Genomic DNA, 12237 nt, shown 5'->3' on the forward strand with positions numbered 1-12237 from the left:
ATCTGTTCCGGAGCTCTGCAGGGCATTTCTGCCTATCCGGTATCTGTGGAGGTCAATATCGCAAGAGGACTTCCGGCATTTTATATGGTAGGTTCCCTGAGCGGGGAGGTGCGGGAATCGCGGGAGCGTGTCTGCGTTGCGCTGAAAAATGCAGGGTTCGATCTGCCGCCCAGCCATGTGACCGTGAATCTGTCGCCGGCGGACCGCAGAAAGGAGGGGACGGCCTTTGACCTGCCGATCGCGGTGGGGATTCTGGCCGCGGCGGAATATTTTCCGCAGGCCGCGGCGGCAGACATTTTGTTTTTGGGAGAGCTGGGGCTTGACGGTGAGATCAAGCAGGTGCCCGGTGTGCTCCCCATCGTACAGGAGGCGGCGAAAAGGGGCATCAGACAGTGCGTGGTGCCTGCGGACAATGCAAAGGAGGGCGCGGCGATTGCGGGCATCTCGGTGCGGGGAGCCGCTCACATACGGCAGGTGCTGGACTTCCTCAGAGCGCCTCTGGAGGGCCGTGAGGAAGTGCTCCCCGCCTGTGCGCCGGAGTGCGGTGTGAATCCTTCCGAAAGAGGCGCAGGGGAAATGCTTGATTTCGCTCAGGTCAGCGGTCAGGAGTCTGCGAAGCGCGCTGCGGAAATTGCGGCAGCGGGATTCCACAATCTGTTGATGGTGGGGCCGCCGGGCGCGGGGAAATCCATGATCGCCAAGCGGATTCCGGGAATCCTTCCGGCGCTGACACCGGAGGAGAGTCTTCAGGTGACCGCTGTGGCGAGCGTGGCGGGACTGACCGGAGGCGGTACGGCGCTGGTGAAAATGCGCCCGTTTCAGGATCCGCATCATACCATATCCCAGGCGGCGATGATAGGGGGCGGCAATTCTCCCAGGCCCGGGGTCATCTCTCTTGCGCACAGGGGCGTCCTGTTCCTGGACGAGCTTCCGGAGTTTGGGCGGGAGGTCTTAAACAGCCTGCGTCAGCCTCTGGAGGAGAGACATGTCAATATTTCGCGAGCCGGCGTGAACGTTTCCTATCCCAGCGATTTCATGCTGGTCTGCGCCATGAACATCGCAACAACGAAATTGATACAATAAAAAACCGCTAAAATGCGTGGAAATAAGCCTTTTCACGGATTTTGCGGTTTTATTTTTTCATTTTTTGAGCCTTTTTCCGGCTGTGGGGACTGCTCCGTTTTCCGATTTTGCACCCCCTTTTAACGATAGCAGGAATCGTTAAAAGGTATGAATGATGCATGAGAGTATGGAATCATGCCTTGATAGGAAAACTGGTTTCCGCATCATTTTTGGGTTTTATCTTGAATATCACCCGCCACTGTACTTCTGGCACAGGCTCAAAATGCAGGGAGGAAACTGCCATCCGTTTGTCAGGGGCGACATTTTTTCCGGCCATAAAAACTGCTGTGGGGCCGTCTGACCCGCCCGGCTGCCCCTGGGCATCACCCATTCTTGGCTTGTCGCCTTCTGCGCAGTCCCGGATGGTAAAGAGGCTTCGGTCTAATTCCGGCGCAATGCTGTAGGAGAGTATTTGGCAGTATTCTGGGTAAACCACGCCTTTTGCCCCAATTTCTGCGAAGCTGTGCCTGGTCTGTTCACACTCGTGCAGTGTCAGGATGTATTCCTGCCCGGTTATGGGATGGGCCACCTTTACCGTTTCACCATTACAGGAAACGCCGGTGGAAAAATGTCCCGTAGTGATGGAAATTAAGTTTGCCTGGAAAGCCAGTGATATTTTTTGAGGGAACAGAATCGGTTCTCCGTTCCAGTCATAGCAAAGCCGTTCAAAATACCAGCAACATTCTCTGTTGCATTTATAAGTATCCATCCATTCCCCCGCAGTTTTGTTATTTTCAAATCCGCCCTCGCTGGCAGGTACATTCCCCATCTGAATTATATTTTCTGGATACCATCTCAGGCTGCTGCTCATGCGGAGTAACAGAGGTGTATCATCGAGGAATATTTTTACGGCAAATTCCCTGCATCCGGGGTTCTCTGCATCTAACTGATCAAATTCTTCTTGAGTTTTTAGGGATATCCGCCGCTCATAATCCCATTTTGTCAAGAACGCTGCCATGTCTCCTGTCGGGACTTTTGCACATACGTCAAGGGCAGCGCCCGCTTTCCCTACATAGACTGCCGGGATTAGAATTTCCTGTTTGTCCCAAAGAAAAGAGCGGTTGACAGGGAGGGGCGTCAGCTTGGTTTCAGGCGTGCCTTTCCCCCATATATTGTTATCATGGTATACGTCCATTAAATGTTCCTCCTTAAGTGTTCAATGAAGCAATTATACCATGTATGCAAAAATAATTCTATGAGTGCGCTTGTCTGCGGTATGGTAGTTCTATGCTTTTCATTTCCAGAAAATAGTTGTTTCATGCAATCTAATAAAATGCGGGAGAGTTTCTATGGTATAGTCAACGGGCGTTCTTATGCGGGGGTGCTGGTAGTTTGTTTTTTTTAGGGGGGTGTGCTTTGTGTTGTCTGTACCGCCTTACAGAATTTGTCTGTAACTTTTTATTGAAAGCTGTTGACGGCTGGTGTGTTCTGTTGTATACTGTACTTGTTAGAACAGTACAGAACGGATGGGGTGTAAATTAATGGAAATAGTAGTAAGCAATAGGGCGAGCCGGCCACTTTATGAGCAGATTGCTTCACAAATTAAAGCTGCAATAATGAGCGGTGAATTAAGTGCGGGTGAACCTATTCCGTCAATGCGCGCATTGGCGAAGTCTTTACAGATTAGTGTACTGACTGTGCAAAAAGCCTATGAAACCTTGCAAAGCGAGGGCTTTATAGAAACAACGGCAGGAAAAGGGTGTTATGTATCAGCCCAAAACCAAGACTTCTATATGGAGGAGCAGCAAAAAAAGATAGAAGAAAAGTTTACGGAAGCGATAGAGATTGCCCGGTCAAGCGGAATAACTCTCGAAAAACTAATAGGGCTGCTTTCGATTTTATATCAGGAGGACAATTAAATGGCAGGTAATGCTTTGGAAGTTAAAAATCTTACGAAAGATTATGGGGATTTTCTTCTTAATAAACTAAGTTTCACAATTCCCCGTGGTGCAATTATGGGGCTGATCGGAGAAAATGGAGCCGGAAAGTCCACAACAATCAACTGTATACTTAATGAAATCACGATTACAGATGGCCAAATCACTATTTTTGGAAAAGACAATATTTTGGATGAAGTTTTCATCAAGAATAAGATTGGGATAATATTTGACGAAAATCATTTTCCCGATGTATTGACACCTATTGAACTTGGGAAATGTATGGCCGGTATTTATTCAAACTGGCAAAACCGTGAGTATCAAAATTATCTTACACAATTTGAGCTGCCCCTTAAAAAGAAAATTAAAGATTTTTCAAGAGGGATGAAAGTCAAATTGGCTTTTGCGGTTGCTCTTTCTCATAATGCGGAATTGTTAATCCTGGACGAAGCAACCAGTGGACTTGACCCTATAATCAGAGATGATATTCTTGACATCCTTATCGACTTTGTTCAAGACGAAAATCACTCTGTATTGTTTTCTACCCACATAACAAGTGATTTAGAGAAAGTAGCCGATTATGTCACTTTTATACACAAGGGCAAGTTGATCTTCAGCCACCCTAAAGATGAACTGATTGATAACTATGGGATTGTGATTTGCGGTGCCGCCGTATTTGATAGTATGGATAAATCAGAGATTATTGCTTTTCGCAAACAGGATTTTCAATATAAAGCTCTTGTACGAAACCGGCGAAAAGCAGAAAAGAAATATCCCAAGGCAATTGTAGAACCCGCAAACATTGATGATATTATGCTGTTCTATATAAAGGGGGAAACAAAATGAAGGGATTAATTCAAAAAGATTTTTATGTAATGAGAGAACGTATACGTCCTGTGAACTATGCTCTTATCGCTTTTGCTGCACTGGCTGTGTTAACTTATTTTCGATCAGTAGGAGCAATGTATGTATCACTTTTCCTGCCGTTGATTTTAGTAGGTATTCCTAAAACGATTATGGTATATGACACGCAATGTAAATGGGATAAATTTGCGATTGCGCTACCTGCCACACGAAAAACAATTATTGCAAGCAGATACTTGTTTTTTACAATCCTTGCTGTTGTAATGTCTATCATTTCATTCGCTCTGTGTGTTGCAGCAGGATTATTTTTTGAAGAACTTACACTTGCTCTGTGCGTGAAGTTTTCTCTGGCTGGATTTGTCATTGCACTATTTTATGGATTGCTGACGATTCCAACAGGTTATGCCCTGGGAGCTAATGGCGGTTCATTTACAATGATGCTTTCCGTTATGCTGGTTTTGGCCATTGCATATATCCTAAAGAAATTTAATGTTGATTTGGAAAGTTTAGCTTTATGGCTTGCAAATTATGCAAGTATTATCAGTGTTGTTGTTTTGGCAGTTATAGGGGCAATTTCTTATAAACTATCAGTTTATTTCTATACAAAGTTGCATTCATAGTGATGTAGAAAAATGGCAAACAATCAATGGTTTTGATGCCTGCTTTGCCATGGTAAACAAGACTAAAAATCTGGGAAGGCGGGATATAAATAAAAACGTGTTAGTCAATAACTGTGTTGGTTATTGCATTTTTACTATATCAGGACGCTGTATTTATGGCATTTTCAGACTACGCCAACACATATGTTGGCTAATACCTTTGTGTTTAATATTATCCTGTTTTTCCCAAAGCATGAAACTTCTTTGCTTGTAAAACTTGTTCTTCTGTTTATAACTTTAGCTTTGGAGGCGTTTACTTACTATGCATTCATTATGTCGGAGTGTGACTTGCTGTCAGTGTTGCTTTCTTAATTGTAGCAGCAATAGTTCATAAACTGAAAATACACAAAAGACAAACCGCCGCACTATGGATTCCATCCGCCATATGCGGCGGTCTGTCATTCCCATAGGCAGGCCGGGCGGCCTGATAAGGGAAATTGCTTGGAAAGCGGGGGAACTTAGAGGTAATATGCAGACACGGCTTTATAGTCGTTTGGTGCAATTTATGGGAGTTTCGTGCAATGGGATTTGATGGGATACCCCATAATCCGATATTATGTATGATGGGAGGTCGGTGCGATGAAGATAGCAGTCTGCGATGACAGGGCGGATGACCGCGGCGCGATTAAGGCGCTGCTGGAAGCCTATGGGCGGGATTTTGAAATAAGGGAATACGGCTCCGGGAAAAGCCTGTGCGGGGATATGGATTACATACGGGAATGCGGCATCGTGTTTCTCGACATCAACATGGAGGGCATGGATGGTCTGGAGGTGGCAAGGCAGATAAAGGCGGAATGCCCGAAGGTGCATATCGTGCTGGTCACTGCCTATGTGAACTATGCGCTGGACGGGTATAAGGTAAAGGCGAGCCGGTTCCTTTTGAAGGATGACCTGGAACAGACCCTGCAGGAGTGCATGGACGACATCCTGCGGGAAATCCGGCAGGAGGAGCGGGTGGTGGAGTTCGGCTTCGTGGAGGGGAACGTCCGGCTTAAGGTGGACGACATCATCTATATCGAGACGAGCAAACATAAGAATGTGTTCTACACGAAGGAGCAGACATTCAGCATCTACAAAAAGATGGATGAGCTGGAGGAGGACTTGAGGGGGATGGGCTTTGTACGGATACACCAGAGTTTCCTCATCAACATGAAGTACATCGAGAGGATCAGCAGCTATGTCATGATCCTGACCACGGGGAAGGAGATATCCGTGCCGAAGTCAAGGTACCCGGAAGTGAAGCGGCAGTACACATTGTTTAAGGGGGCGGAGTGATTATGGGAAGATGGATACTTTCTTTTTGCATCATGGCGATAGAGACATGGGGGAGCATATACTTTTTTGACATCTTCATGGAAAGGAAAAGGAAAGGCTGGCTGGATAAATGCAGGCAGATTATTCTGTATTTTTTCTGTGTGCCTGTTGCGGTTCTTGCAGGACGCTTTGATGTAATGGGGATTAAGGTACTGTTGATTGTTTTGGTGTACATGGTGTTCTGTGCGGTTTTCTATGGGGCGGACTGGAAGCAGTGTATTTTCTTTTCCGGGTTGAATTATTCGCTGCTGTTTTTGGCAGACCTTTTTTCAGTGCTGGCTGAGAACATACTGACAGCCAAGGATGAGGCATATGCGTTTAAATATACCTTTTTGGCGCTGACCACAAAACTGGTCTGGGTTCTCTTGCTTTTTATGCTCCGCAGGATATGGAAAGGGAAAAATAGCTATGGTGAACTTTCCCACAAGGAATGGCGGAAATTCGGCATGGTGCCGCTGTTCACCTTGGCGTCCATGCTGCTTATGTATTTCTGTTACAGCGGTGAGAAAAAGGTGCAGGCGGTCTACCTTTTCATTGCGGCGGGGCTGATCATGATAAACTTCCTTGTGATGGTGCTGATGCGTGACATCCTTATGAAAGGGGAGCTGCTGCGGGAAAGCGCGCTGACAGACCAGAAGAAGGAAAGCCAGCTCGCGCATTACCGGGATATGCAGGCGGTCTACGAGCGGCAGGGGCGGAAGATGCATGACTATAAGAACCAGATAAGGACAATGCAGGTGCTGTTAAAGGAAGGCGATGTGCAGGCAGCCGCCGGGCTTGCGGAACGGCTGACGGAGAGCATATCGGTGGAGATGTCGGCGGTCAACACGAACCACCCTGTCGTGAACGCAGTCCTGAACCAGAAGTTCCATGCCGCAAGGGAACAGGGCGTGTCCATGATATTCAAGGTGGGCGATATGAGCGGGATGCGGCTGGACGGGGAGGAAATAGTAATCCTGCTTTCCAACCTGCTGGATAATGCTATCCATGAGTGTGTCAAGGTTGTAAAGGCGGGGCGGAAAGCCGTCATAAACATCAAGCTGGTGCAGGAGGGCGGGAAGATGATTTTTTCCGTAAAGAACCCCGTGGCGGAGAAAGTGCAGGCCACGGACGGCATTGTGTTGGATTCCAGTGAAGGGATGCACGGCATCGGGCTTATGAACGTAAAGGCTGTGGTGGATAAATATGGCGGCGATTTTGCCGTCTTCTGCGATGGGGAAAAGTTCCAGGCGGTGGTGATGATATGAACTTTATGGTCATTTCGTGCAATTTATAGTCACTTGGTGCAGTCCGGGTAGGAAAATGGGCTACATCTGCCGAAAATTTCTATGAAGCATATAGGTCAGGGTTGGCGCAAAAAAATTTAGTCAAGGAGGATGATGACATGGATGTTTCAAATGTAGGGCGGCAGGCGGTTATCCGTACCAGCCGAAAGCAGCAAATGACCTGAAGGAGGAAGTCAGGAACACACCCGATTCCGAAAAGAGGAACTTGGGCGTGGTCGTTGAGATTTCAAAGGACTTGCCGGAAGCGGTCCGGCAGAGGATACAAAGCGGGGAGCGCGGGAAATATGGCGATGCAGCGCATAGGGCAGTCGGAAACGGTGCAAACGGAATGGCGAGCTTTTACGGTGTAAGCGTGACAAAAGAGCAGAGCGAAAAGCTCCAAAGCGTGATCAGGGGGTTGGAAGAACAGCCGCATGGAAACTTAGGTGATTCATGGAATGTTGGGGCTTATGCACAGCTTGGGCTTAAAGTTTCACAGCTCTCTTATGCCTGTAAGGAGATTGGCCTGTCTGATGAAGCGGCAGGGCAGATAACAGGCGCATACGGAAAACAGGCAGAAGAAAAAATCAGTAAAGTAAACCATATGATCGAGTCTGTTGCAAAGCAGGTGAAGATTGAACAGGAAAAATTCTATAAGGAGCATGGAAAGCCTGATTACAGGAAAGGCGCGGCGGAAATGAAGGGAAGCCTTGTGAATAAGAGCGCTTCTGGAAAGAACAGCGTGGAACTGAACAGGGAGGCGAACATTGATATTTACAGGATGTTCTCCAATCTTGACGTGGGCAGTAAAGAAAGGTTTGTGAACAGTTTTGCGAAAGCGGTTGACAGCTTCAAGAATTACTGTGCAGGCGGCGAAGTGCAGATAACAAGAGACAATTATTTACAATATGCCAACATGGTACAGCAGATGTTTGGCAATAAGAAAAGTTCCACCAATCCGTTAGCCCAATGTGATTATGGGAATTTTGCACTGCGGTTCAAGCCGGCTGACATTCAATTCACAAAACCGAATTGGGATAACATCATGACGAAGCGTGATAAGCCTGCAATGTCGGAGAAAGAATTTGAGGCGGCAATAAAGGAGCTGGCGCAGAAAGAATTTGCCACCGGGAAGCGGGATGATGCGGCATATAGGAAATTATGTATGCAGCATGGAGAGACCGTTTCCCCGGACAGGAAAGCCATAAGCACGGAGGAAGAATTTGCAAGGGCGCGGGTGTTTACATCTATTTATAATGATGAATTGGCACGTCTGAAAAAAGAGTATGGGGAAAACGCAAAAGGGACCGTATCTTATCAGCAGATACAGTCTGACTTGGCAGCAGGTACAAAAGCACCGTCTTCGGGCAGTACATTGGATATACAGATATAATCTTTACACCCTATTCCGCAGAGGCGCATAAACCTTTGCCTCTGCGGACTGCGAGGGTGCAGGGGCGGCTCTGAGCGGGAAAGGGACTAAGTATTAGGACGGACAGCATAGGTGGCATTTTACCATTTGGCGGATATTTTAAATAGGAGAAAAATGTATGTCAATTAGTATTTACGATTATCGTGTTCATTTACAGGATGATCTTAAACTTAATAGAGAGTATTTGAAATCTCAGGGAAGTCAAAATGAAGCCCAGAAAGTATTTGATAGAGATTCATTAGAAGTTTCCCAATTATCGAAAAACAGGGAAATCTTAATGGATAAGATTAAGCATACAGTGGTGCAGTCGGCGGTATCACTCAGTGATATGAGAGCTGGAATATTAAAGGAAGTCAGGGAAGAAAAAGGACAGTATGGCTATTCGGATGTTGTAAATGCCTGTGGGCTGAGTTATGCAAGGTTGTATTCCGAAATTGAGCAGCGCCATGAAAATGAACGGTATTATAAGGCAGATGGAACGCCGCTGACAAAGGAAGAAGAAATTGAATGGTTGGATATGCAATATGAGCAGGAAGTAGAGTGGCAGAAGTCCTGTGCCAGAATAGTAGCCCAGGGGCAGGTCATTCAAGGGAATATTCCTGAAATGCTCAACCGATTAGGAAATTTACAGGAGAGGGTGAAATAATGCAGGTAAGTTCGTCCAATGGATTGCAAAACAGATATTTTTCGGGAACAGGCAGTATAGGCGGCATTCATCTGCCAGACTTCAATGACAAATATGTTTTCTCCAAAAAGAAAAGCGGCATCAGCGATGAAGAATATCGGAAACAGATTGTGGAACAAGCATATAAGGATTTTGCAAAAGGGCAATTCCAAAATAAATCAGAAGGCTTCAACAGACTGATGAAAAGTTACACATCGGAAGTCTCCCCGGACAGAAAAGGGATCATCACTTCTGGTCTGAAAGCTGTTTCAAGAAACAGGCAGAATGTGTTAAAGCCGATAGATTTTGTGGCAACTCTGCTGGAAGGGAAAGTGAAATATCAGAAACTGCCGTCAGGCAATAGTGAGTACATAGAGTTCTATGATAAGAATGGGGAGATGGTGGCAACTTATTCCAATAATGGATGGACGATGTTCACTACCAAGGCAGAGGCGGCGAGACAGACGGAAATGTGCATGATCTATAATGAGGCTTGGGGAAATGCTAAGAGGGGGATTCCAATGGCAAGTGAAGAAATGATAAATGTAGAAAATATGCAGAGTAGCTTTGATGCCAAAGCATAGCAGGAAAGAAATCCCACGGCTGCATATCCCCAATAAGCCGCAGAGGACGGACAGGGCAGGCATCTCCGGTTTCCGGCAGATTGAGGAATCGGGAAGATGAGGTGAAGGTCGGTATGGATCTTACACCCTATTCCGTAGAGGGTGCAGGGGTGGCTTCATGTTTTTGAAAGAAAAGGTAGAATTATGAAAAAAGGCAACAACAAAGATAAAGTGTCTTATTATGTTGGCTGGGGTATAGCTTATGGAACATTTGTTGGAGGAATGTTTAGTATTTTGCTTCTTGAGCATTTGTTAGTTGTTCTTTTCATGGGAAGTGCTTTCGGTGCAGTGATTGGTGCGATTTTTGGAAAAATGAAAACATAGTATGCAAAAGTTCAACAGTAGCATATCCCCAATAAGCCACAGAGGACGAACAGGGCAGACATCCCCCGGCTTTCTGGTAGATTGGGGAATCGGGGAGCAGGATTTATTTTTTGAATGGGAGATGTAGATATGGGAAAGGGCGCAGGCAGTGTATCCATTATAGGCGGAGCAGATGGGCCTACAAGTATTTTTATTGTAGGAAAAGGCGGCAAGGTAAAGCTCACAATACGCATACAGAATTACTTCCGCGAATTGAAAAGGAACAGACTAAAAAAGCAGATTACTGCCAATCCCCATACACTGGAGGAAGTTGTGGAACTGCTGAAACGGGAATATGGTGCGGTGGAGGTTTCGCAGCAGTCTTTTAATTATCAGGAACAGAGAAAGTGCTTAAAGGCATCTCTTGTAATGCGCAACCGCCCGGATTTACTTGGTGAACTGATGGATTTGAAGCCACCCGAAGGAGAAAATGTGGAAGCCTTAAAAACATTTTTGGGGCAGATTCAGGAACGGGAGAAGATAGCAGCGGAAATTGCAGATGACATCTTCCCATTAGATTTCCACATATATGAGATTAAATTGACAGAGAAAGACCGTATGCAGATAGGAGTGGAGACTGTCTGGCAGGTGCTTGACGGTTCATTCAGCGGGGATAAGAAAACCATGAAACAGTTAAGGAAACTGTATAAAAAGATATATTTGTATTACGGTGTTACTGCCGAAGATATAAAAAATGAAACGGAAAGGTACAAATCACTTTTAGGAGTGTTGTGTTCATAGATGTCCGGTTTCCAACCGGATAGGAGGAGACTTAAATGGATATTACAGGAATAGCAAAAAGCCATCAGGCAGGCATCCGAAAGTCAGGAAAGACATCATCCAAGAAGGAATGGAAGCTGTCTGATTCCCTCCGGGAGAAGATAACGGAATACGCCAGGGAGGATGCGGCGCAGAATGTCTATATGGGGAATAAGTTCCTTGCCCTGCGGAAAAGCGAGGTTGCCAAAGTTGCGCCGGACAGGTCTGCGCTGATGGGGAAACTCAATCAGGAAATGGCGGATATGAAAGAAATAAAGGAGGCTGATAGGCGGTGGCTGTGCATCCTGTTTGGCGAGCCGTATGAAGCCAAGTTCCAGTCAGAAGGTACGGGTTCCGCCATCCATGTGTATGACGGGAACGGTGACGAGATACTGACCTATACTGCGGGCGTAGGCTGGCATGAGAAGGAATCAAAAGCGGAGACGGAAGTACATGGGGCTTTGAAGGCTGCCTACTATGATGCGTACCATGCGGCAAGGCAGGAGATAAATTCCGGGATGGAAGTGCAGGGCGGATTTGATGCGAGGGCATGAGAAGAATACATAAAGCACAAACGATAAAAGGGAACTGGCAGGAACATTTCATGTCTGGTTCCCTTGTTACATATCAGTGCGGGGAGGCGGTTGTCAGTGGAAAGGACCAGATGCCCGAACCCTAAATGCGGGCGGCACATCCTTGACATTGAACAGATGCCGTCGGGCGAGACGGTGCCTGGGTTCCCGCAATACATTTAAAAACGGTAAAAAGAATGCGATACATATTGGAGGGCGTGCTGCGTTTCACAATAGATGTGGATTGCAGTACGCCCTTTTTGTCTTTAGAAGGAGAAAATACAGCTTATTTTTAAGAAAATGCCGCCTGCAGGGCAGGCGGTGCGGAACCACTAAGGAGGAGGCCGACGATGTGGACACCCGATAAAAGCAGCCGGGAGGGCTGCTCTTTGCCGGGTGTTTTCTGTTGTTCGAGAAAAGGACAGGCCATACCGCGGGAGGTTTTGGAGGGCTTCCCGGCGGGCGGCACCGGCAGGCTCCGGGGAAGCCGGAACAAAATGTTATCCCCAGGAAAGGGTGATAGCATGGGCATGTCACGGGCAGGGAACCGGCTCCCAATACTCACGGCCAGACATCATATTTTTTCTGTACATACCGCAGCCTCAAGGGGGACTGCGGAATTTTTTTATTCGACACATTCCTATCTGTTTCCCAATGAGAATACAAAAAAGTACATAGTTTTTATTATGGGCGCACCGGACACTCTGCCGGTACGCTTTTTTT

The 12237-nt window shown here is 46.6% G+C and carries 13 protein-coding genes; 12 read left to right on the forward strand and 1 reads right to left on the reverse strand.

Translation table 11 applies throughout. The annotated features are described in order from the left end of the window. Positions 1-1083, forward strand: a 1083-nt coding sequence (locus tag Q0Z69_RS06050) for a YifB family Mg chelatase-like AAA ATPase (protein WP_298030810.1), incomplete at its 5' end; no start/stop codon positions are given. Between the two features lie 172 nt (positions 1084-1255). Here the strand turns inward: Q0Z69_RS06050 and Q0Z69_RS06055 are convergent. After that, positions 1256-2257, reverse strand: coding sequence for a hypothetical protein (locus Q0Z69_RS06055; RefSeq protein WP_298030813.1), 1002 nt, complete (start codon positions 2255-2257; stop codon positions 1256-1258). Between the two features lie 346 nt (positions 2258-2603). Between Q0Z69_RS06055 and Q0Z69_RS06060 the strand changes: the two genes are divergently transcribed. The 11 genes from Q0Z69_RS06060 to Q0Z69_RS06110 all read left to right on the forward strand — a co-directional run bounded on the left by Q0Z69_RS06060 (position 2604) and on the right by Q0Z69_RS06110 (position 11496). Further along, positions 2604-2981, forward strand: a complete 378-nt coding sequence (locus tag Q0Z69_RS06060) for a GntR family transcriptional regulator (RefSeq protein WP_298030816.1) — start codon at positions 2604-2606, stop codon at positions 2979-2981. Further along, entirely contained in the window at positions 2982-3845 is an 864-nt protein-coding gene (locus Q0Z69_RS06065) for an ABC transporter ATP-binding protein (RefSeq protein WP_298030818.1), read from the forward strand. Next, positions 3842-4483 carry an ABC-2 transporter permease gene (locus Q0Z69_RS06070; protein WP_298030820.1) on the forward strand — a complete coding sequence of 214 codons (642 nt, stop codon included), beginning with the start codon at positions 3842-3844 and terminating at the stop codon, positions 4481-4483. The genes Q0Z69_RS06065 and Q0Z69_RS06070 overlap by 4 nt, the downstream gene beginning before the upstream one ends. 618 nt (positions 4484-5101) lie before the next feature. Next, positions 5102-5797, forward strand: a complete 696-nt coding sequence (locus Q0Z69_RS06075) for a LytTR family DNA-binding domain-containing protein (RefSeq protein ID WP_298030823.1) — start codon at positions 5102-5104, stop codon at positions 5795-5797. A gap of 176 nt (positions 5798-5973) precedes the next feature. Continuing rightward, entirely contained in the window at positions 5974-7083 is a 1110-nt protein-coding gene (locus Q0Z69_RS06080) for a sensor histidine kinase (protein WP_298030827.1), read from the forward strand. 250 nt (positions 7084-7333) lie between these two features. Continuing rightward, positions 7334-8494 carry a hypothetical protein gene (locus Q0Z69_RS06085; RefSeq protein WP_298030830.1) on the forward strand — a complete coding sequence of 387 codons (1161 nt, stop codon included), beginning with the start codon at positions 7334-7336 and terminating at the stop codon, positions 8492-8494. A 157-nt stretch (positions 8495-8651) separates the two neighbouring features. After that, positions 8652-9179 carry a hypothetical protein gene (locus Q0Z69_RS06090; protein WP_298030833.1) on the forward strand — a complete coding sequence of 176 codons (528 nt, stop codon included), beginning with the start codon at positions 8652-8654 and terminating at the stop codon, positions 9177-9179. Then, positions 9179-9781 (forward strand): hypothetical protein, encoded by a 603-nt coding sequence (locus Q0Z69_RS06095; protein ID WP_298030836.1) that lies wholly within the window; start codon positions 9179-9181, stop codon positions 9779-9781. The genes Q0Z69_RS06090 and Q0Z69_RS06095 overlap by 1 nt, the downstream gene beginning before the upstream one ends. A 183-nt stretch (positions 9782-9964) precedes the next feature. Further along, positions 9965-10144 carry a hypothetical protein gene (locus Q0Z69_RS06100; protein ID WP_298030839.1) on the forward strand — a complete coding sequence of 60 codons (180 nt, stop codon included), beginning with the start codon at positions 9965-9967 and terminating at the stop codon, positions 10142-10144. 129 nt (positions 10145-10273) lie between these two features. Beyond that, entirely contained in the window at positions 10274-10924 is a 651-nt protein-coding gene (locus Q0Z69_RS06105; RefSeq protein ID WP_298030841.1) for a hypothetical protein, read from the forward strand. A 35-nt stretch (positions 10925-10959) separates the two neighbouring features. Then, positions 10960-11496 carry a hypothetical protein gene (locus tag Q0Z69_RS06110; protein WP_298030843.1) on the forward strand — a complete coding sequence of 179 codons (537 nt, stop codon included), beginning with the start codon at positions 10960-10962 and terminating at the stop codon, positions 11494-11496. The last annotated feature ends 741 nt before the right edge of the window (positions 11497-12237 follow it).

The sequence above is a fragment of the uncultured Dysosmobacter sp. genome, assembly GCF_947631165.1.
In the GTDB taxonomy this organism is placed as follows: Bacteria; Bacillota; Clostridia; order Oscillospirales; family Oscillospiraceae; genus Oscillibacter.

Excerpts from the sequence above, each read along its gene's own strand:
- Q0Z69_RS06055 (WP_298030813.1), bottom strand. The coding sequence starts at position 2,257 with ATGGACGTATACCATGATAACAATATATGGGGGAAAGGCACGCCTGAA.
- Q0Z69_RS06060 (WP_298030816.1), top strand. The coding sequence starts at position 2,604 with ATGGAAATAGTAGTAAGCAATAGGGCGAGCCGGCCACTTTATGAGCAG.
- Q0Z69_RS06065 (WP_298030818.1), top strand. The coding sequence starts at position 2,982 with ATGGCAGGTAATGCTTTGGAAGTTAAAAATCTTACGAAAGATTATGGG.
- Q0Z69_RS06070 (WP_298030820.1), top strand. The coding sequence starts at position 3,842 with ATGAAGGGATTAATTCAAAAAGATTTTTATGTAATGAGAGAACGTATA.
- Q0Z69_RS06075 (WP_298030823.1), top strand. The coding sequence starts at position 5,102 with ATGAAGATAGCAGTCTGCGATGACAGGGCGGATGACCGCGGCGCGATT.
- Q0Z69_RS06080 (WP_298030827.1), top strand. The coding sequence starts at position 5,974 with ATGGGGATTAAGGTACTGTTGATTGTTTTGGTGTACATGGTGTTCTGT.
- Q0Z69_RS06090 (WP_298030833.1), top strand. The coding sequence starts at position 8,652 with ATGTCAATTAGTATTTACGATTATCGTGTTCATTTACAGGATGATCTT.
- Q0Z69_RS06095 (WP_298030836.1), top strand. The coding sequence starts at position 9,179 with ATGCAGGTAAGTTCGTCCAATGGATTGCAAAACAGATATTTTTCGGGA.
- Q0Z69_RS06100 (WP_298030839.1), top strand. The coding sequence starts at position 9,965 with ATGAAAAAAGGCAACAACAAAGATAAAGTGTCTTATTATGTTGGCTGG.
- Q0Z69_RS06105 (WP_298030841.1), top strand. The coding sequence starts at position 10,274 with ATGGGAAAGGGCGCAGGCAGTGTATCCATTATAGGCGGAGCAGATGGG.
- Q0Z69_RS06110 (WP_298030843.1), top strand. The coding sequence starts at position 10,960 with ATGGATATTACAGGAATAGCAAAAAGCCATCAGGCAGGCATCCGAAAG.